Source organism: Bacteroides sp. AM41-16 (genome assembly GCF_003603495.1).
Classification (GTDB): Bacteria; Bacteroidota; Bacteroidia; order Bacteroidales; family Bacteroidaceae; genus Bacteroides; species Bacteroides uniformis.
Genome location: NZ_QTNE01000003.1, coordinates 97113 through 118554, shown reverse-complemented (window position 1 = coordinate 118554; position 21442 = coordinate 97113). Strand labels below are relative to the sequence as shown.

At 49.6% G+C, this 21442-nt stretch carries 13 protein-coding genes; 3 read left to right on the top strand and 10 right to left on the bottom strand.

The annotated features are described in order from the left end of the window. Positions 1–7: 7 nt before the first annotated feature. The 4 genes from carB to glmS form a co-directional block, all read right to left on the bottom strand. Entirely contained in the window at positions 8–3244 is a 3237-nt protein-coding gene (gene carB, locus DW896_RS04270) for a carbamoyl-phosphate synthase (glutamine-hydrolyzing) large subunit (protein WP_005837254.1), read from the bottom strand. Between the two features lie 217 nt (positions 3245–3461). After that, positions 3462–4538 (bottom strand): glutamine-hydrolyzing carbamoyl-phosphate synthase small subunit, encoded by a 1077-nt coding sequence (gene carA / locus DW896_RS04265; protein WP_005827621.1) that lies wholly within the window; start codon positions 4536–4538, stop codon positions 3462–3464. A gap of 8 nt (positions 4539–4546) precedes the next feature. Then, the gene (locus DW896_RS04260; RefSeq protein ID WP_119992906.1) at positions 4547–6430 is read right to left on the bottom strand and encodes an amidophosphoribosyltransferase; all 1884 of its coding nucleotides are present in this window, start codon (positions 6428–6430) and stop codon (positions 4547–4549) included. A 146-nt stretch (positions 6431–6576) separates the two neighbouring features. Continuing rightward, the gene (gene glmS / locus DW896_RS04255; RefSeq protein ID WP_057256482.1) at positions 6577–8421 is read right to left on the bottom strand and encodes a glutamine--fructose-6-phosphate transaminase (isomerizing); all 1845 of its coding nucleotides are present in this window, start codon (positions 8419–8421) and stop codon (positions 6577–6579) included. Positions 8422–8786: 365 nt separating this feature from the next. Here glmS and gltB point away from each other — a divergent pair, with 365 nt between their 5' ends. The 3 genes from gltB (at position 8787) to asnB (ending at position 16552) form a co-directional block, all read left to right on the top strand. After that, a complete protein-coding gene (gene gltB / locus DW896_RS04250) occupies positions 8787–13340 on the top strand; it encodes a glutamate synthase large subunit (protein ID WP_371413377.1) in 4554 nt (1517 codons plus the stop codon). An 84-nt stretch (positions 13341–13424) separates the two neighbouring features. Further along, a complete protein-coding gene (locus tag DW896_RS04245; RefSeq protein ID WP_117589607.1) occupies positions 13425–14783 on the top strand; it encodes a glutamate synthase subunit beta in 1359 nt (452 codons plus the stop codon). A gap of 41 nt (positions 14784–14824) precedes the next feature. Then, positions 14825–16552, top strand: a complete 1728-nt coding sequence (gene asnB, locus DW896_RS04240; RefSeq protein ID WP_057256479.1) for an asparagine synthase B — start codon at positions 14825–14827, stop codon at positions 16550–16552. Between the two features lie 68 nt (positions 16553–16620). On the opposite strand, the gene DW896_RS21435 is transcribed toward asnB, so the two are convergent. From DW896_RS21435 to DW896_RS04215, 6 genes are all read right to left on the bottom strand, one after another. Then, positions 16621–16713 (bottom strand): smalltalk protein, encoded by a 93-nt coding sequence (locus DW896_RS21435; RefSeq protein ID WP_005837261.1) that lies wholly within the window; start codon positions 16711–16713, stop codon positions 16621–16623. 40 nt (positions 16714–16753) lie between these two features. After that, complete coding sequence (locus DW896_RS04235; RefSeq protein ID WP_005827604.1) at positions 16754–17257, bottom strand: HU family DNA-binding protein; 504 nt, start codon at positions 17255–17257, stop codon at positions 16754–16756. A 164-nt stretch (positions 17258–17421) separates the two neighbouring features. After that, positions 17422–18663 (bottom strand): DegT/DnrJ/EryC1/StrS aminotransferase family protein, encoded by a 1242-nt coding sequence (locus DW896_RS04230; protein WP_119992904.1) that lies wholly within the window; start codon positions 18661–18663, stop codon positions 17422–17424. A 70-nt stretch (positions 18664–18733) separates the two neighbouring features. Next, positions 18734–19324, bottom strand: coding sequence for a sugar transferase (locus DW896_RS04225; RefSeq protein WP_005827596.1), 591 nt, complete (start codon positions 19322–19324; stop codon positions 18734–18736). A 14-nt stretch (positions 19325–19338) separates the two neighbouring features. Next, positions 19339–20145, bottom strand: a complete 807-nt coding sequence (locus DW896_RS04220; protein ID WP_081027380.1) for a glycosyltransferase — start codon at positions 20143–20145, stop codon at positions 19339–19341. Next, positions 20117–21385, bottom strand: coding sequence for a CDP-glycerol glycerophosphotransferase family protein (locus tag DW896_RS04215; RefSeq protein ID WP_005827594.1), 1269 nt, complete (start codon positions 21383–21385; stop codon positions 20117–20119). Before DW896_RS04215 ends, DW896_RS04220 begins: the two co-directional genes overlap by 29 nt. Between the last annotated feature and the right edge of the window lie 57 nt (positions 21386–21442).

Here is a 21442-nt window from a genome sequence, read left to right as displayed (position 1 = left end):
TAAATCATCATTTGTACTCCGCCCACGACTTGATAGCCAAATCATCCGGCATCATCGTGCAGAATGCATTGATGAACGCACTTGCCAGACGGGCATTCGTTATCAACGGAATATTGAGGTCGATGGCGGCACGGCGTATCTTGTAGCCGTTATCCAACTCGCCTGCGGTGAGGTTCTTCGGAATATTGACCACCATGTCTATCTCCTTGCGGTGCAGCATGTCGAGTGCCTGCGGCTGGCGTTCGGGTTCGCTGGGCCAGTAGACGCGCGTATTCTCCACACCGTTCTCCGTAAGGAAGTTGCTGGAACCACCCGTGGCAAATATCTTATACCCCTTCTTCTGAAGCATACGCGCGGCAGAAAGCATGTCCACTTTCTGCTTCGGAGTACCGGTAGAAAGCAGGATATTTTTCTCTGGAATACGATATCCCACGGAGAGCATCGCCTTGAGAATGGCGCAGGAAGTATCGCTGCCGATGCAACCCACCTCGCCCGTGCTTGCCATATCCACACCCAGTACCGGGTCGGCCTTCTGCAGACGGTTGAAGGAGAACTGGCTCGCCTTGATGCCTACGTAATCCAAATCGAACAGATTCTTGTCCGGCTTCTGTACCGGAATGCCGAGCATCACCTTCGTGGCAAGTTCAATAAGGTTTATCTTCAGCACCTTGCTGACAAACGGGAACGAACGGCTGGCACGGAGGTTGCACTCAATCACCTTGATGTCGTTCTCGCGTGCCAGATACTGGATATTGAACGGACCGGAGATGTTCAGCTCACGGGCAATCTCGCGGCTGATGCGCTTGATGCGGCGCACCGTCTCCACATACAACTTTTGTGGCGGGAACTGGATAGTGGCGTCACCGGAATGCACTCCGGCAAACTCGATATGCTCACTGATGGCGTACGCGATAATCTCTCCATCTTGCGCCACAGCATCCATCTCCACCTCCTTGGCATGCTCAATGAACTGGCTCACCACTACGGGATGTTTCTTGCTGACATTCGCCGCCAGCTTCAGGAAGCGTTCCAGCTCCTCCCGGTTGGAACAGACGTTCATCGCAGCGCCGGACAATACGTAGGAAGGACGGACCAATACCGGGAAGCCCACCTTATCCACAAAGGCGTTGATGTCCTCCAGGGAGGTCAGCGCCCGCCATTCGGGTTGGTCTACACCAATGCGGTCGAGCATGGCGGAGAACTTGTCACGGTCTTCGGCATTGTCGATGCTCCTGGCGCTTGTGCCGAGAATAGGTACCTTCTGCGCATCGAGGCGCAGGGCAAGGTTATTCGGTATCTGACCACCGGTAGAGACAATCACCCCGTGGGGATTCTCCAGTTCGAGAATATCCATCACGCGCTCGAAGGTGAGCTCGTCGAAGTAAAGACGGTCGCACATGTCATAGTCCGTAGACACGGTTTCGGGGTTGTAGTTTATCATGACACTGCGGTAGCCTTCCTGGCGAATGGTGTTCAGGGCCTGCACGCCGCACCAGTCGAACTCTACGGAAGAACCGATGCGGTAGGCGCCGGAGCCCAATACGACGATGGACTTGCGGTCGCCGAGGTAACGGACATCATTTGCCGTGCCACTATACGTTAGGTAGAGATAGTTGGTCTGTGCGGGATATTCGGCGGCAAGGGTATCTATCTGCTTCACTACGGGCAGAATGCCTGCACTCTTGCGGAAATTGCGGACGGCAAGGATGGCTTCTTCGCCGTCCATTGCTTGTTCCAAGCCGAGGGCACGGGCTATCTGGAAATCAGAGAAGCCTTGTACTTTGGCTTTACGCAATAAGTCCACGGGAATCATTGGCAACTCTCCATCAGCCATAAAAGAGTGCAGTTCCCTGCTGGTATCCATGATGTTCATCAACTTCTCCAGGAACCAACGGTCTATCTTGGTCAATTCGTGCACCTGGTCCACCGTATACCCGGCACGGAAGGCTTTGGAGATGACAAAGATACGTTTGTCGGTAGGTTCGCGCAGAGCCTTGTCCAAATCGGCAATCACCAGTTCCTTGTTCTCTACGAAGCCGTGCATGCCCTGGCCTATCATGCGAAGCCCCTTCTGGATGGCTTCCTCGAAAGTACGGCCGATAGCCATCACCTCGCCTACCGACTTCATGCTCGAACCCAGCTCTTTGTCCACCCCGTGGAACTTGCCCAAATCCCAACGCGGTATCTTGCAGACCACATAGTCCAGGGCGGGTTCGAAGAAAGCGCTTGTGGTCTTTGTCACAGAGTTGTTCAAGTCGAACAAGCCATAGCCCAAGCCGAGTTTTGCCGCTACAAATGCCAACGGATAACCCGTTGCTTTAGAGGCAAGTGCAGACGAACGGCTCAAGCGTGCATTTACCTCGATTACCCGGTAGTCCTCGCTCATCGGGTCGTAGGCATACTGCACGTTACACTCTCCCACAATGCCGATGTGACGGATAATGCGGATAGCGAGTTCACGCAATTTATGATAGTCCGTATTGCTCAACGTCTGTGACGGGGCAATAACGATGGACTCACCCGTATGGATGCCCAGGGGGTCGAAGTTCTCCATGTTGCAGACCGTGATGCAGTTGTCGAAGCGGTCGCGCACCACCTCGTATTCCACTTCCTTCCATCCCTTCAGCGATTTCTCCACCAGCACCTGTGGGGAGAAGGAGAAGGCTTTCTCCACCAGCACATTCAGCTCTTCTTCATTGTCGCAGAAGCCCGAACCCAGTCCGCCAAGCGCATATGCGGCACGGACAATGACCGGGTATCCCAGTTCCCGGGCTGCGCGACGGGCATCCGCCGCATTCTCCACGGCTTCGCTCTTGATGGTCTTCACATCAATCTCATTCAGTTTCTGCACAAAGATTTCACGGTCCTCCGTGTCAATGATGGCCTGCACGGGAGTGCCGAGAACCGTCACGCCGTACTTCTCGAAAATCTTGTCTTTATAGAGGGAGACACCGCAGTTCAGTGCCGTCTGTCCGCCAAAAGCAAGCATGATGCCGTCCGGGCGCTCCTTCTCTATCACCTTCTCCACGAAGTAAGGAGTGACGGGCAGGAAGTAAATCTGGTCGGCAACTCCTTCCGAGGTCTGTACCGTGGCAATGTTCGGATTGATGAGAACCGTGTAGATGCCTTCCTCCTTCAATGCCTTGAGCGCCTGCGAACCGGAGTAGTCAAATTCTCCTGCCTCACCGATTTTCAGTGCGCCGGAACCGAGCAGCAGGACTTTCTTTATATTGTTTTCTTTCATTTGCATATCTGTTTATTAAAAATGTAATAGTAGTAATAAAACCTTATCTTTCTCTTACCTTACACAATCAGTCACTAATTGAATGGCATTCAGTATAGGACTGAAAGGTATTCACTCTGGGACTGAATGACATTCAGTATGGGACTCATTATACCGTCTTTTACATACTGATTATCAAGAGATTATGAACGCAATCATTCTTGATAAAATTCTCTTACTAAAGCAACTTCACAAAGTCATCAAAAAGAAACTCCGTATCCGTCGGCCCGCTGGCAGCTTCGGGATGAAACTGTGCGGAGAACCAGGGATTGCGTTTGTGGCGGATTCCTTCATTAGAACCATCGTTCATATTGATGAAAAGCGGTTCCCAGTCTTCTGTCAGCGTGTTGTTGTCTACGGCATACCCATGATTCTGTGAGGTGATGAAGCAACGTTCCGTACCCACCATACGCACCGGTTGGTTATGGCTGCGGTGGCCGTATTTCAATTTGTATATCTTGGCGCCCCCAGCTTTGGAAAGCAACTGGTTTCCCATACAGATGCCGAAGATGGGCAGTTTCTCGTTCTGCATTGTCTTGCGGATATGCTGCACGGCAGCATCGCAGGTATCGGGGTCGCCAGGGCCGTTGGAGATGAACAACCCGTCGAACTCCATCCCAGTATAATCATAGTCCCAGGGAACGCGAATCACTTCCACGTCACGTTTCAGCAGGCAGCGGATGATGTTATGCTTGACGCCGCAATCCACAAGGAGCACTTTCTTCTTACCGGTTCCTTCGTTGTAACGGATAACCTCCTTGCAGCTAACTTTATCCACATAATTCACATCGGCATAAGAGGCCTCAGGCATTTCATCCGATTCATCATCAAAGGCGATACGTCCCATCATCACCCCATGCTCGCGAAGCACCTTTGTCAGTTCGCGGGTATCGATGCCCGTGATGCCCGGAATCTGTTCGCGTTTCAGCCAGTCACCGAGGCTTTCCACCGCATTCCAATGGCTATAATTTTCACTATAATCGCTTACAATAATGGCTTCGGCATGGATATGTTCGCTCTCCATAAAAGTGGCAAGCCCATTCGGTTCGAGAGTAAAAGGCGGCACACCGTAATTGCCCACCAACGGATAGGTGAGCGTCATCAGCTGTCCGGCATACGAAGGGTCGGTCAGGCTTTCGGGATAACCCGTCATGGCTGTGTTGAAGACCACCTCTCCCGCTACCGGTTTTTCAAAGCCGAACGACTTGCCGTGGAAGCGGCTCCCGTCGTCGAGGATTAGAGTTACATTTCTCATTGATTCAATTAAAATTGATAAACTTGTTCTATATAATCAATAAATGCCTTATTCAGCAGCTTCACACCGCCCGGCGTAGGATAATCGCCGCTGAAGTACCAGTCACCCGGATGCTTGGGGCAGGCCTCATGCAGCCCCTCGAGAGGCTGGTAGACAATCTGCACTTTGGCTTTCGTCCCTTTCGGAGTAAGAAGCTCCACCATCTTGGCAGAGATTTCCTCATCAGTGAAAGGAGCATAAATCTCCTTCACGTAATTCACCATCTGTTCTTTGGGCAGGCCTACCTGCTCCTTAGACTTGCGGTAGGCGGCGGCAATTACATCGCGCATCTCACGCTCCTTCAGCAGTTCCACAGCAGCCTTGAAGGCAATGAATTCACTCATCTTAGCCATATCGATGCCGTAGTAGTCGGGATAGCGTACCTGCGGTGAAGAGCTTACAATGACTATCTTCTTTGGCTCCAGACGGTCAAGGATGCCGATGATGCTCTGCTTCAGGGTGGTTCCACGCACTATCGAGTCGTCGATGATGACCAGATTATCCACTCCCGGGACAAGGCTTCCGTAAGTGATGTCGTACACATGGGCGGCAAGGTCGTTCCGGCTGTTTCCTTCGGCAATGAAGGTACGCAGCTTGATGTCCTTGATGGCTACCTTCTCGCTCCGTATGCGCCGCGACAAGATATGCTCCAGTTCGTCGTGGCTGGGACTATGCCCCAAGGCGGCAATCTGCTGCACCTTCTCCTCGTTGAGGTAGTCGTCCAATCCCTGCAACATACCGTAGAAGGCGACTTCTGCCGTATTGGGGATGAAGGAGAAGACGGTATGGTCCACATCGTTGTCGATGGCTTTCAATATGTTGGGTACAAGTTTCTCACCCAGCAGTTTACGTTCCCGGTAAATGTCCACATCACTGCCCCGACTGAAGTAGATGCGCTCGAAGGAACAAGGCTTCACCTCGCGCGGCTTGTTGATTTGCACGGTGCGCACCTTGCCGGCCTTGTTGATAAACATGGCTTGTCCGGGTTGCAGCTCCTTGATGGATTCGACAGGAACATTAAGGGCTGTCTGTATCACGGGACGTTCGCTGGCAAGCACCGCTATCTCGTCGTCCTGATACCAGAAGGCTGTACGGATGCCCCATGGGTCGCGTACGGCAAAAGTCTCTCCGCTGCCGGTAAGTCCGCACATCACGTATCCCCCGTCCCACTCCTTGCTCGAAGTGCGCAGCACGTTGGCAAGGTCGATGTGGTTTTCTATATAACGGGTGATGTCCATGCCTGCCAGCCCTTCCGCTTCGGCAAGGTTGAAGAGGCGCTCCACTTCGCGGTCGAGGCGATGTCCCAACTGCTCCAGCATGATGTAGGTATCGGCATATTTGCGCGGATGCTGGCCGATGGCGGTAATGCGTGCGAAGATTTCATCCACATTCGTCATGTTGAAGTTGCCGCAGAGGGCAAGATTCTTGGCACGCCAGTTGTTTCTCCGGAGGAACGGGTGCACGTACGAGATACCGGACTTTCCGGTAGTGGAGTAACGCAGGTGTCCCATATAGACCTCCCCTGCAAAGGGCAGCACACGCTTGGCATAGTCCGCATCGTGCAGCTGTTCCTTGGTCAAGTCCTTGAAATGGCCCTGCACCGTACCGAAGATTTCGGTAATGGCGCCCGAGCCGAGAGCACGTTCACGGAACATATATTCCTCACCGGGATTGGCTTCCAGTTTCACGCAGGCCAGTCCGGCACCTTCCTGCCCACGGTTGTGTTGTTTCTCCATCAGGAGATAGAGCTTGTTGAGTCCGTACATCCATGTTCCGTACTTCTCTTCATAGTACTCCAAAGGTTTCAGCAGGCGTATCATGGCGACGCCGCATTCATGCTTCAGTTGTTCCATCTATTTATTTACTATTTACCATTTACAATGTACAATTTTAAGTGTACAATTTTCTTTTCCTTATTATAGCATACAATTACCATTTACATTTACCCCTCCCAAGCGCAGCCCCATTGTACATTGTAAATGGTAAATTGTACATGTCCTCATTCTACAGTCACCGACTTAGCAAGGTTCCTCGGCTGGTCCACATCCATTCCCTTGCACACGGCAATGTGATAGGCAAGCAGTTGCAAAGGTACCGTAGTTATTAACGGATCAAGGCACTCCATTGTTTCGGGAAGCTCGATACAAGTGTCGGCTATTTTACTGATGACCGTATCTCCCTTTGTCACAATGGCGATAACCCTGCCTTTACGCGCCTTTATTTCCTGGATATTGCTCAGCACCTTTTCATAAAGCCCATTCCGGGTGGCAATGACCACTACCGGCATTTCGGTATCCACCAGAGCAATGGGGCCGTGCTTCATTTCGGCGGCAGGATAGCCTTCGGCATGGATATACGAAATCTCCTTCAACTTCAAGGCGCCTTCCAAGGCTACGGGATAACTGTATCCGCGTCCCAGATAGATAAAGTTGTGTGCATAGGTGAATATCTTGGAAAGTTCCGCTATGCGGTCGTTCAATTTCAAGACCTCTTCCATCTTGTCGGGAATATGCCCCAGCTCCTTGACAATTGCCAGGTATTGCCCTTCGTCCATCGTCTTTTTCTCTTTGGCAAGTGTCAGGGCCAGCATGGTAAGCACCGTTACCTGCCCCGTGAAGGCTTTGGTGGATGCCACCCCTATTTCCGGTCCCACGTGGATATAGGAACCCGTGTGCGTGGCACGGGGAATGCTGGAACCGACGGCATTGCAGATGCCGTATATAAATGCCCCACAGCTTTTGGCAAGCTCCACGGCGGCCAGCGTATCGGCCGTTTCTCCGCTTTGCGAGATGGCAATCACCACATCGTTGCTGTCAATCACCGGGTCGCGGTAACGGAACTCACTGGCATACTCCACCTCTACCGGAATACGGCAGAAGCTTTCAATCAAATGCTTGCCGATGAGGGCGGCATGCCATGACGTACCGCATGCCACGATGACGAAGCGTTTGGCCGCCAGCAGACGTTCCTTATAATCAATCACTGCAGAAAGAACCACGTTCGTACCCTCCACATTGATACGCCCGCGCATGCAGTCGTGAATGCAGCCGGGCTGTTCGAAGATTTCCTTCAGCATGAAGTGCGGATAACCGCCCTTCTCCAGCTGGCCGAGATTGAGCGCTACCGTCTTTACCTCGTGCGGACATTCCACATTCTTCAGGTTAACAACCTTCAGCTTCTCTCCCCGACGGATGAGGGCAATCTCTTCGTCTTCCAGATACACCACCTTATCCGTGTATTCCACAATCGGCGTGGCATCCGAAGCCAGGAAAAACTCTCCTTCACCGATGCCCACCACCAGCGGACTGCTCTTGCGTGCAGCGATTATCCCATCCGGATTGTCCTTGTCGAGCACCGCAATGGCATACGCCCCAATCACTTCCTGCAAGGCAAGTTGCACCGCCGTCAGCAGGTCAATATGGTTTGTCACCTGAATGTATTCAATGAGCTGTACCAGCACCTCGGTATCAGTGCTGCTTTTAAATACATAACCTTTGGCTTGAAGTTTTTCTTTAAGGACGGCGTAGTTTTCAATAATGCCGTTATGGATGAGGGCGAGGCGTTCGGAAGAGGAATAATGGGGATGGGCATTGACGGAACAAGGTTCTCCATGAGTGGCCCAACGTGTATGTGCAATACCAATGCTACCGGAAATATCTTTTTGAGCAACGAAAGTTTCAAGTTCCGAAACCTTACCTTTCGCTTTGTACACGTTCAACTGTCGGTTATCACTGATTAATGCTACCCCCGCACTATCATATCCACGGTACTCCAACCGCTTCAGACCCTTGATAAGAATGGGGTAGGCTTTCCTTTGACCTATATAGCCTACTATTCCACACATAATGTATCAGTATTTGATTTTGCGTTGCAAATATACATATTCTTAAGAACATAAAGTTAATCTTTCCACTATTTATTTATCAAAAGAATAGAAAAAAGTTGTTTTTACATCAAAAAGTTAAAGAAAGTATTATTTTAAAAGCAAAAGGCTCAATTTATAAATCCAAATCAAACCGTCTGATTTTGATTTAGGATTAAAAGAAAACAGAGGGTGTTTTCTATCAATTCATAACTTCATCTTCTATCGCAGGAATTTTGCAAGAAAGAAGGCAGGAACACATATTATCATTTTGCAATTAATACCATATATTTGCCGAACATTTTGAAACCACAAACAATATTATACAGCAATAAAGAAAGCTTATAATCATGAAACAAGAACTTTTTAACAACAAAACAAAAGCAGAGGATTACCAGCGACAGCCCAAACAGTTGGGCTTGTATGAGGCATCCCATGAGCACGATGCCTGCGGAGTAGGCATGCTGGTCAATATCCAGGGAGGAAAATCACATGAACTGGTAGAATCGGCATTGAAGGTACTGGAAAATATGCGCCACCGTGGAGCGGAAGGGGCGGACAACAAAACCGGAGACGGTGCCGGCATCATGCTGCAGATACCGCACGAATTCATTCTGTTGCAGGGCATTCCCGTTCCCGAGAAAGGAAAATACGGCACCGGCCTGCTTTTCCTTCCCAAAGACGGAAAAGACCAGGCTGTCATCTTGAGCGTCATTATCGAAGAGATTGAAAAGGAGGGATTGACCCTGATGCATCTGCGCAACGTGCCCACTTGCCCCGAAATATTGGGAGAAGCGGCTCTTGCCAACGAACCGGACATCAAGCAAATTTTCATCACCGGATTTACGGAAAGCGAAACCGCCGACCGCAAACTCTATATAATAAGGAAAAGGATAGAGAACAGAATACGCAAGTCGGACATCCCCACCCGCGAGGATTTCTACATCGTCTCGCTCTCTACGAAGAACATCGTCTACAAGGGCATGCTCTCTTCCTTGCAGTTGCGCAACTACTTCCCCGACCTCACCAACAGCTACTTCACCAGCGGACTGGCATTGGTGCACTCCCGTTTCAGCACCAACACTTTCCCCACCTGGGGACTGGCACAGCCTTTCCGCCTGCTGGCACACAACGGCGAAATCAATACCATCCGCGGCAACCGCGGCTGGATGGAAGCCCGTGAGAGTGTACTCTCCTCTCCCGCCCTGGGAGACATCCGGGAGATACGCCCCATCGTGCAACCGGGCATGAGCGACAGTGCCTCGCTGGACAATGTGCTCGAGTTTCTCATCATGTCGGGCCTGAGCCTGCCGCACGCCATGGCCATGCTCGTGCCGGAATCTTTCAACGAAAAGAATCCCATCAGCGAAGACCTGAAAGCTTTCTATGAATACCACTCCATCCTGATGGAGCCGTGGGACGGACCGGCGGCACTGCTTTTCAGCGACGGGCGCTATGCAGGCGGCATGCTCGACAGAAACGGACTGCGCCCTGCACGCTACCTGATTACGCAGGGCGGCATGATGGTAGTGGCCAGCGAAGTCGGCGTGATGGATTTCGAGCCGGGAGACATCAAGGAAAAAGGACGCCTGCAACCGGGCAAGATACTGCTTATAGACACCGAGAAAGGCGAAATATATTATGACGGCGAACTGAAGAAACAACTTGCCGAAGCCAAACCATACCGCACTTGGCTGGCCGGCAACCGCATCGAGCTGGACGAACTGAAAAGCGGTCGCAAAGTCTCCCATAGCGTGGAGAACTACGACAGCATGCTGCGCATCTTCGGCTACTCCAAAGAAGACGTGGAACGGCTGATTGTCCCGATGTGTACCACCGGTGCCGAACCCATCAACTCCATGGGCAATGACACCCCGCTGGCAGTACTCTCGGACAAGGCGCAACTACTGTACAACTATTTCCGCCAGCAGTTTGCCCAAGTCACCAACCCTCCTATCGACCCGATACGCGAAGAACTGGTAATGTCGCTGACCGAATACATCGGAGCCGTAGGCATGAACATACTGACACCCAGCGAAAACCATTGCAAGATGGTGAGGTTGAACCATCCCATCCTGAACAACGCCCAGCTGGATATTCTCTGCAACATCCGGTACAAAGGCTTCAAGACCGTGAAACTGCCCCTGCTCTTCGAAGTGGCAAAAGGGTGCCAGGGATTGCAGCAAGCATTGGCAACCCTCTGCAAGCAGGCGGAAGAATCCGTCAACGAAGGAGTGAACTACATCGTGCTTTCCGACCGCGACGTAGACGCCGCCCATGCCGCCATTCCGTCACTGCTTGCCGTGTCGGCGGTACACCACCATCTTATCTCCGTGGGCAAACGGGTGCAGACGGCACTGATTGTAGAAAGCGGCGAAATCCGCGAAGTGATGCACGCCGCACTGCTGCTGGGTTTCGGAGCCAGCGCACTGAATCCGTATATGGCTTTTGCCGTCATCGACAAACTGGTGAACGAAAAGGAAATACAGCTCGATTACGCCACTGCCGAAAAGAAATATATCAAGTCCGTCTGCAAAGGCTTGTTCAAGATTATGAGCAAGATGGGCATCAGCACCATCCGTTCTTACCGGGGCGCGAAAATTTTCGAGGCCGTAGGACTGAGCGAGGAGTTGAGCAATGCCTACTTTGGCGGACTGAGTTCACGCATCGGAGGCATACGCCTGGATGAAGTGGCACGCGACGCCATCGCCTTCCACAAGGAAGGGATGGAGGTTCTTAAAAAGAAGGGGGAAGCGGAGCTATTGCCGAACCGCGGACTGTATGCCTTCCGCAAGGATGGTGAGAAGCACGCCTGGAACCCGGAAACCATCAGCACACTGCAACTTGCCACACGCCTGGGAAGCTATAAGAAATTCAAGGAGTTCACTGCCATGGTAGACAGCAAGGAATCTCCCATCTTCCTACGCGATTTCCTCGACTTCCGCCGCGCTCCTATCAGCATAGACCGGGTGGAACCGGTAGAGAACATCGTACAGCGCTTTGTCACCGGCGCCATGTCCTACGGCTCCATCAGCCGCGAAGCCCACGAAGCCATGGCTATTGCCATGAACAAGCTGCATGGCCGGAGCAATACGGGCGAAGGAGGCGAAGACCGGGCACGCTTCATGCCGCGCGAAGACGGCACCAGTCTGCGCAGCGCCATCAAGCAGGTGGCCTCAGGACGTTTCGGTGTCACCGCTGAATATCTGGTGAATGCGGACGAAATACAGATAAAGATTGCCCAAGGCGCCAAGCCGGGCGAAGGTGGGCAGCTGCCGGGCTTCAAAGTGGATGAAGTGATTGCCAAGACACGCCACTCCATTCCGGGCATCTCGCTGATTTCCCCCCCGCCCCACCACGACATTTACTCCATCGAAGACCTGGCACAGCTCATCTTCGACCTGAAGAACGTGAACCCACGGGCAAAAATCAGCGTGAAGCTGGTGGCAGAAAGCGGTGTGGGCACCATTGCCGCCGGTGTGGCAAAGGCAAAGGCCGATTTGATAGTCATCTCGGGTGCAGAGGGTGGTACGGGAGCTTCTCCTGCATCATCCATCCGCTATGCAGGTATCTCGCCCGAACTCGGTTTGAGCGAAACGCAGCAGACACTGGTGCTGAACGGCCTGCGCGGACAAGTGATGCTGCAAGTGGACGGACAGCTCAAAACAGGCCGTGACATCATACTGATGGCAATGCTCGGAGCCGAAGAATTCGGTTTCGCCACCAGCGCCCTGATCGTACTGGGTTGCGTAATGATGCGCAAATGTCACCAGAACACCTGCCCCGTAGGGGTGGCGACACAGAACGAAGAACTGCGCAAGCGCTTCCGCGGACGCAGCGAGTATCTGGTGAACTTCTTCACTTTCCTGGCCCAAGAGGTACGCGAATACCTGGCGGAAATCGGGGTGGAACGCCTGGACGACATCATTGGACGTACAGACCTTATCGTCCGCAAGCCGGATGACGGAATCAGGAAACATCAGTTGATAAGCTTCGACAAACTACTGGCACGCGTAGACAATGAAGCCGCCATCCGCCACGTCACCGACCAACAGCATGGCATCGACCATGTGAAAGATGTAGAGATGCTACATGCCGCCGCCGAAGCCGTAGAGAACCAGAAGGAAATCTCGCTGGAGTACACCATCGCCAATACCGACCGTGCCTGCGGCGCCATGCTCTCTGGTGTCATTGCCGCAAAATACGGAGAAAAAGGGCTGCCCGAACATACGCTGAACGTGAAGTTCAAAGGCTCCGCCGGGCAGAGTTTCGGGGCATTCCTTGTCCCGGGTGTCAACTTCAAGCTGGAAGGCGAGGCCAACGATTATCTGGGCAAAGGTCTGAGTGGCGGACGTATCGCCGTCCTGCCTCCGGTACGGAGCAACTTCGAGGCGGAGAAAAACACGATTGCAGGCAACACCCTGCTTTATGGCGCCACAAGCGGTGAAGTCTACATCAACGGCCGTGCAGGCGAGCGCTTTGCCGTCCGCAACTCCGGTGCCACAGCCGTAGTGGAGGGTGTAGGCGACCACTGCTGCGAGTATATGACCGGCGGGCGCGTGGTAGTACTCGGACAGACGGGACGCAACTTTGCCGCAGGCATGTCCGGCGGTGTGGCCTACGTATGGAACCGGGACGGCAACTTCGACTATTTCTGCAACATGGAAATGGTGGAACTGAGCCTCATCGAAGAGGCCTCCTACCGCAAGGAACTGCACGAGCTCATCCGCCAGCACTACCTGTACACCGGTTCCAAACTGGCACGCACCATGCTCGATGACTGGCCACGCTATGCCGACCAGTTCATCCAGGTAGTCCCTATCGAATACAAAAAAGTGCTGCAAGAGGAGCAGATGCAGAAATTGCAACAGAAGATTGCAGAAATGCAACGCGATTATTGAATCGCGAATTAATAATGAAAGAATGAAAGACTAAGGAAATTCCCCTTTCATTCTTTAATTCTTTAACTTTTTAATTTGTTCATCATGGGAGATCCAAAAGCATTCCTCAATATCCCCCGCCAAGAGGCGGGTTACCGTCCGATACACGAACGTATCACAGACTTCAGCCAAGTGGAACAGACACTGAACAGCCACGACCGCAAACTCCAGGCCTCGCGCTGTATGGACTGCGGCGTACCCTTCTGCCACTGGGCATGTCCGCTGGGCAATAAAGACCCGGAATTCCAAGACGCGCTCTACCGGGGCAAATGGCGCGAAGCCTATCAAATACTGAACAGTACGAATGATTTTCCGGAATTTACGGGACGCATCTGCCCTGCCCTTTGCGAGAAGTCGTGCGTACTGAAACTCTCGTGCAACGAACCGGTCACTATCCGCGAGAACGAAGCCGCCATCGCCGAGGCTGCTTTTCGCGAGGGCTACATCACCCCCCTCCAGCCCGAACGCAACGGAAAGAAAGTAGCCGTCATCGGCGCCGGCCCTGCCGGATTGAGCGTTGCCGTACGGCTGAACGCCAAAGGTTACGAAGTTACCCTATTCGATAGCAAACCGATGCCGGGAGGACTGCTGCGCTATGGCATCCCCAACTTCAAGCTGGACAAAGCCGTCATCGACCGCCGCATGAAAATCCTCGAGGCCGAAGGAATCTTGTTCAAGATGGGAGTCCATGTCGATGTACAGAAACTGCCTGCCGGATTTGATGCCTACGCCATTTGTACCGGTACGCCCACCGCCCGCGACCTCTCCATTCCGGGCAGGGAGCTGAAAGGCATCTACTTTGCCCTCGACATGCTGGCACAGCAGAACCATATTCTGGATGGAGATACCTTCCCGAAAGACCAACTCGTCAACGCCCGCGGCAAACGGGTACTCGTCATCGGCGGCGGCGATACCGGGTCTGACTGTATAGGCACCAGCATTCGCCAGGGAGCCGTCAGCGTAACCCAGATTGAAATTATGCCCCAACCGCCCATAGGACACAACCCGGATACTCCCTGGCCGCAATGGCCCGTCGTACTGAAAACCACCAGCAGCCACGAAGAAGGCTGTACCCGTCGATGGTCCCTCGCCTCTACCCGGTTCATCGGGAAGAACGGCAGGGTATGCGGTGTGGAAGTGGAAGAAGTGGAGTGGCTTCCGGCAACAGACGGTAACCGCCCTATCATGAAATCTACGGGTAAGAAAGAGGTCATCGAAGCCGATATGGTGCTTCTTGCCATGGGTTTCCTCAAGCCCGAGCAACCGAAGTTTGCAGAGAACGTATTCGTGGCAGGCGATGCCGCCCACGGCGCCAGCCTCGTGGTACGTGCCTTGGCCGACGGACGACGAGTGGCAACAGAAATAGATCGTTACCTCGAACCTCTAAAAGAAAACAAGAAATGATTTCCCTTTCTTTAATTTTTAACCTTTAATTTTTAATTCTCATGTGTGGAATAGCAGGAATCTTCAACATACAGTCTCAAACTCCTGAGTTGAGAAACAAAGCGCTACGGATGGCGCAGAAAATCCGTCATCGTGGGCCGGACTGGAGTGGCATCTACGTAGGCGGCTCCGCCATTCTCGCCCACGAACGCCTCTCCATTGTCGACCCGGAATCCGGCGGACAACCCTTATATTCACCCGACCGCAAACAGGTGCTTGCCGTCAATGGCGAGATTTACAACCATCGCGACATCCGTGCCCGCTATGCCGGAAAATACGCCTTCCAGACAGGTTCCGACTGCGAAGTCATCCTTGCCCTTTACAAAGACAAAGGCATCCGCTTCCTCGAAGAGCTGAACGGCATCTTCGCCTTCGCCCTCTATGATGAAGAAACGGACGATTACCTCATCGCTCGCGACCCCATCGGCGTAATCCCCCTTTATATAGGACGCGACAAAGACGGACACATCTACTTCGGCAGTGAGCTGAAAGCTCTTGAGGGTTTCTGCGATGAGTACGAGCCTTTCCTTCCCGGCCACTACTACCGTGGGCGCGAGGGCAAGATGCACCGCTGGTACACCCGCGACTGGATGGACTATGCCGCTGTGAAAGACAACTACACCCCTGCCGCCGAACGCAATGCCGCGCCGGCTTCGATAGGCCGGACAGCCTACAGCACACAAGTCACGGCTGTGCACGACGCACTTGAAGCCGCCGTACAGCGCCAGTTGATGTCCGACGTCCCCTACGGTGTCCTGCTCAGTGGCGGACTCGATTCTTCCGTCATCTCTGCCATCGCCAAGAAATATGCCGCCAAACGCATCGAGACAGACAACAAGGCAGATGCCTGGTGGCCGCAGCTCCATTCCTTCGCCGTCGGCTTGAAGGGTGCTCCCGACTTGATTAAAGCCCGCGAAGTGGCCCGTCATATCGGTACCGTGCATCACGAGATAAACTATACCGTTCAGGAAGGCCTCGATGCTGTCCGCGACGTCATCTATTTCATTGAGACTTATGACATAACCACTGTCCGCGCCTCCACCCCCATGTATCTGCTGGCACGTGTCATCAAAAGCATGGGCATCAAGATGGTACTCAGCGGCGAAGGTGCGGACGAGGTGTTCGGCGGTTACCTTTACTTCCACAAGGCGCCCACCCCGCAAGCCTTTCACGAAGAAACCGTGCGCAAGCTCTCCAAACTGCATCTGTACGACTGCCTCCGTGCCAACAAAAGCCTTGCAGCCTGGGGAGTGGAAGGACGTGTCCCCTTCCTCGACAAAGAATTCCTGGATGTTGCCATGCGCATCAATCCGGCAGTCAAGATGTGCCCCGGCAAGGAGATAGAAAAGAAAGTAGTCCGCGAAGCCTTTGCCGACATACTCCCCCAGAGCGTTGCCTGGCGGCAGAAAGAACAGTTCTCCGACGGTGTGGGCTACAGTTGGATTGATACGCTGAAAGCCGTCACTGCCGCTGCCGTCAGCGACGAACAGATGGCACATGCCGCCGAACGCTTCCCGATACATACCCCGCAAAATAAGGAAGAGTATTACTATCGCACCATCTTCGAAGAGCATTTCCCCAGTGAAAGCGCAGCCCGGAGTGTTCCCAGCGTACCCAGTGTGGCATGCTCCACCGCCGAAGCGCTGGCATGGGACGCCTCTTTCCAAGGAAAGAACGACCCCAGCGGACGAGCAGTAGCGGGGGTACACGAAGAAGCATACAAGGATTAAAAAAAGAGCTGCCGACAGATTTCCTGCCAGCAGCTCTTCTCATTTTTTATTTATCAAATCCTATCGGACTAAAACATCATTGTCTGTCCGCCAATCACACCTGCCACAGCACTCGCTACGGCAATAATAAGTTTCAAAATCACATTCCACGTTTTCTTCATAAAGATTATCCATTATCTGATTAATAATTCATCGCTACTGTTATCCCAGTGGATTCTCACCTTGGTCTCCATCCGAATCCGAGCCTCCTCCTTCCGAACCGGAGCCGCCATCTGTAGAAGTCTTCCCCTTAAGATAATCATCCAAACTCACCAAATCCAGCCTTTCTCCAGCACGGGTAGCAGCCTTCGATATCTTCAGTTCCCTATTCGCCTGAAAACAGATACGGACGCTCTCCACACTCTTGGCTGTCACGTCATCAGCCTTTTCCTCACCTTTCGATTTGGCTGCCAGTATAAAGACACCCAGCCCGGCTATATTAACCGTCTTTCCTTCCAGCAACTGCTCTTTCAGCTTTTCCACAAAGTTCTGCATCGTACTCTTGATGTCACCGATAGACAGAGAAGAGCGGTCCTGCATCTTCTGTGCAATAAACGCCAAATCCACGCTTTGCCCCAATGTCACCAACTGCGGATAATACTTCTTGGGAGAGTTTTCAACCCTGGGGTCCGACGGTCTCTCCACCGTCCTGAAAATTACACTCATACTTTTTTTCTTTAGAGATTTAAATTCATTTTCCTATTCACACGTTTCGTTGATCAACGATGCAAAGGTGAGGATTAAAAACTATGTAGCCAAAGAAAAAAGGTGCTTGGGAGTAGTTTTTCTGAGAAAAGTGATAAAGTGCTATAAATCAACAAAAAATATTTCTACAATATACAATTCTTCATTTCATCTACTATGTATCTCACATCCTCATCCATCACATAAGGACCGCTCGGCAAGCAAAGACCACGCTTGAACAAGCCCTCACTGACACCATTCACATAGGCAGGATTAGCCGCATAAACCGGCTGGAGATGCATGGGCTTCCATAAGGGACGGCTCTCGATACCGGCTTTATCCAAACAAACACGCATGGCCTCCACATTACGGTTAGGCTCACAAGAAGTATGGGCATTCACTGACTCATGAGTAACACCCGCAGCACCACCAACGGCACCTTTCACTGTCTCACGGTAGGCATCCTCCTCACCTCTCACATGCAGATTCCCGTCAAGCAGTACCGTGTTCAGCCAATAGTTGCTGGCATAACGTCCGGAAGGATTCTCATGAAGCGTGATTCCCTCCACATCGGCCAACAGCTCACGATACAGACCGCACAGATGCTTATGGTGTGCTATGTGCTCATCCACCACCGTCATCTGGCCGCGACCGATACCCGCACAAATGTTACTCATGCGATAGTTATAGCCTATCTTCTCATGCTGATAATAAGGATAAGCCTCACGTGCCTGTGTGGCATAGAACATAACCTCCTTCTTTGCCTCCGCATCCGGACAAATCAAGGCACCGCCACCGCTGGTGGTTATCATCTTGTTGCCATTGAAAGACAGCACACCATATTTGCCAAACGTACCACAAACCCGTCCTTTGTACCTACTGCCGAAACCTTCCGCAGCATCCTCAATCACCGGAATGCCATACTTCTCCGCCACAGCCATTATTTCATCCAACTTGGCTGGCATACCATATAGATAAACCGGGACAATAGCCTTTGGTTTCTTACCAGTTTTAGCGATGCGGTCTTTGATTGCCGCTTCCAGCAGCTGCGGATCCATATTCCAGGTATCCCCTTCTGAGTCCACAAACACAGGAGTAGCACCCAGATAAGTCATAGGATGGCTCGATGCGCAAAACGTAAAACTCTGCACCATCACTTCATCACCCTGTCCCACTCCACAAGCCACCAAAGCCAAGTGTACAGCAGCCGTACCGGCAGACAAAGCCACCACATGCTTATTCTCACCTACAAAAGCCTCCAAATCCTGTTCAAAGCCGCTTACGTTCGGACCGAGTGGAACCACCCAGTTCGTATCGAAAGCTTCTTGTATGAAGCCCATCTCCTTGCCGCTCATGTGAGCGAGGCAAAGATAAATTCTCTTATCCATAAAATATATGTGATTATTCTAATGATTCGATTTCCTCACGTAGTGGGGAATAAAAAGGAAAGAAAGGATTTTATAAATCTTTCCCAAGCACTGTGTAAATGATGATTTTGATGTCATTCCAAAAAGACCAACTATCCAAATATTCAATATTTATCCGCACTTTGTCCGGAAACAAAAACTCATCATTATATTTTTGAGGTTCCTTCTGTTCTGCCAATAATTCTTCCTCGTTCCGATACTTTAAACTTGCGGGGCCGGTAATGCCGGGTTTTAAGAGAAGTATTCTCCGATGCTCCCCCTCAAGCCTATCAGCATAACCGGGAACATCGGGACGAGGGCCAACGAAACTCATGTCACCAATCAACACATTCCATAACTCCGGCAATTCATCCAATTTATATTTCCGGAGTACTGCTCCTAACGGAGTGATACGACTCTCTCCTTTTACAGAAATGGAACTTCCAGAATGGGCGACAGTCATTGAACGGAACTTATACATCGTAAACAACCGCCCATATTGTCCAACTCTTTTCTGTTTAAATATGACAGGACCTCCGGGCATCTTGATACGAATCAAAATGCTGATTATAATTAAAACCGGGAATAAAAAGATTAAACCGAAGAGTGATGCACCACGGTCAAAGAGAGATTTGATAAACATTCAATCTTGTAAAATTATCTTAAAAACTTATAAGCAAATTGAGTTACATGAGGGATAGGAATAATAAATATAACAAAACGAGCACAAGCAAATATATAATTCACATATGATAAGTTCAGTTTTCTAATAACAAGACATCTATTTTTCAAATCAGATAGACTTTTTGATAAACCATTTCTTCTTAAATAAAAATCCTTATTTACACGTACCCGTACCAACACTTCATCTATATTGGCAAACTTACATCCTGATAAAAAACCATTTAGCCAAAATATTGTATCTTCATCTTTATCCGTATCAACGGGATATAAACCTGCTTTATGAAAATAAGATTTTCTAAAAATAACACTCATATGTGCCAATGGGTTTCTTTTCCCAAAGAAACATTTCATTTCATCATGTGATAGAGGATATCTTATAACCCCTATAGATTTTTTGTTTTCATCCATTTCTTCAATATGTCCTCCACATATATCTATATTTTTATGATTGTTCATATAGATTATTTGTTTTTCAAATCTATTTGAAAGACAAATATCATCAGCATCCATACGGAGAACGTAATCATACCCTTTAGATAGTACAATAGTTAACAACTCATTCAATGAATATGCCAACCCATAATTTTCATCTCTACCATAAACATGAAACCGACTATCATTTAACTCCATGAAGAAGTGTTCTATACCACTTTCAACAACTCCATCATATTGAACATAAACATGAAAATCCTTGAATGTTTGTTTTAGCAAACTGTCAACACATTGTGCTACATATATCAATTTATCATTTTTATAAATCGACATTATTACTGCTACCATTATTTATAATATAACGAGTTAATACCTTACATGAATTTTGCATCGGAATATCTCCCCAAAATATTTTTTTTATTCTGTTTTGTTCAGTAGTCAAACTATTACCATAATTCCAATCAGATAATATTTCCATTAATGAATCAAAACTATAGGCTCGAACACCTGGAGTATAATCATCAAAATCAAAAGCCAAATCCCTACATTGACAAATATATTTTTCATAATCAAAAGGGAATAAAACAATACCTTTATCCAATAACAAATAATCGTAAAAAATAGAAGAATAGTCTGTTATTAGTAAATCCGTAAATGGTAATATTGGATAAACATCTACATCCTTATCTAAGAAACGAATGTTAGAAAATATACTTGAAACATTAGATACTACAGTGGCAGGATGTAACTTAAATAAAAAAAGTTCATCACGTTTCTCCAAAAAATCATTCAATAAATCCAAATTAATACCTGAGGCTAACATAAAATCAGATTGGTCATCTCTGAAAGTTGGCATATAAATAATAGTATGGGAAAATTCTTGTATATCCTTTATCAGCCTATTAACTCCTTGCGGTTCATATTCTTCTACATATTTCTTTATTAAATTTGCATTTAAAAAGAATAACTCACATCTAGGATATCCCAAATTAAGACATTTACGTATATCTATTTGAAAGCATTTAGAAAAATGCATTGACATAAACACTGAAGTAGAAAGGAATAAATCAGGCTTACGAAATAAATAAGGAAATAAAATACGATTAAATATATTTTTTACATATATCTTAGAATCAATGCCAACAGTTGTTGCAAACTCAATTTTTTTTATTCCAACACCGTGCCATAGATTTACAGCAAAGCATCCTCCCGAAGTCCAATAATTAATATCTGATAAATGAGAAGAAAAAATATAATAGTAGGATGTCAAACAATGATATAGCCCATATAAACTCCATCTATAATATGCATTAATACCTTTTTCTCTTAATAACAATATTTCCGATTTATTAGAAGATATCCAAATAGGAATTACTGTTTTCTCATATTTATATAAATATCTATATAAATATTTCACATTGTCCGTAAAACCCACTTTATATCCCAAAACCCATTTTCTCTTACTTCTTGGAATTAAGTATGAAAGTAACAATAATGGATATCCTAGAAATAAGGAAATTAAACGATATATTATATCAGTATAATTTCTATTACTAAATACCCATTTTATAAAATGAAGATTATTCATAGTCGTAAGCACTCAATTTAGGGCATCCCCCTTCGAAAGGGCACTTTTCAGTGCCCT

Excerpts from the sequence above, each read along its gene's own strand:
- carB (WP_005837254.1), bottom strand. The coding sequence starts at position 3,244 with ATGAAAGAAAACAATATAAAGAAAGTCCTGCTGCTCGGTTCCGGCGCA.
- carA (WP_005827621.1), bottom strand. The coding sequence starts at position 4,538 with ATGAGAAATGTAACTCTAATCCTCGACGACGGGAGCCGCTTCCACGGC.
- DW896_RS04260 (WP_119992906.1), bottom strand. The coding sequence starts at position 6,430 with ATGGAACAACTGAAGCATGAATGCGGCGTCGCCATGATACGCCTGCTG.
- glmS (WP_057256482.1), bottom strand. The coding sequence starts at position 8,421 with ATGTGTGGAATAGTAGGCTATATAGGTCAAAGGAAAGCCTACCCCATT.
- DW896_RS04245 (WP_117589607.1), top strand. The coding sequence starts at position 13,425 with ATGGGAGATCCAAAAGCATTCCTCAATATCCCCCGCCAAGAGGCGGGT.
- asnB (WP_057256479.1), top strand. The coding sequence starts at position 14,825 with ATGTGTGGAATAGCAGGAATCTTCAACATACAGTCTCAAACTCCTGAG.
- DW896_RS21435 (WP_005837261.1), bottom strand. The coding sequence starts at position 16,713 with ATGAAGAAAACGTGGAATGTGATTTTGAAACTTATTATTGCCGTAGCG.
- DW896_RS04235 (WP_005827604.1), bottom strand. The coding sequence starts at position 17,257 with ATGAGTGTAATTTTCAGGACGGTGGAGAGACCGTCGGACCCCAGGGTT.
- DW896_RS04230 (WP_119992904.1), bottom strand. The coding sequence starts at position 18,663 with ATGGATAAGAGAATTTATCTTTGCCTCGCTCACATGAGCGGCAAGGAG.
- DW896_RS04225 (WP_005827596.1), bottom strand. The coding sequence starts at position 19,324 with ATGTTTATCAAATCTCTCTTTGACCGTGGTGCATCACTCTTCGGTTTA.
- DW896_RS04220 (WP_081027380.1), bottom strand. The coding sequence starts at position 20,145 with ATGGTAGCAGTAATAATGTCGATTTATAAAAATGATAAATTGATATAT.
- DW896_RS04215 (WP_005827594.1), bottom strand. The coding sequence starts at position 21,385 with ATGAATAATCTTCATTTTATAAAATGGGTATTTAGTAATAGAAATTAT.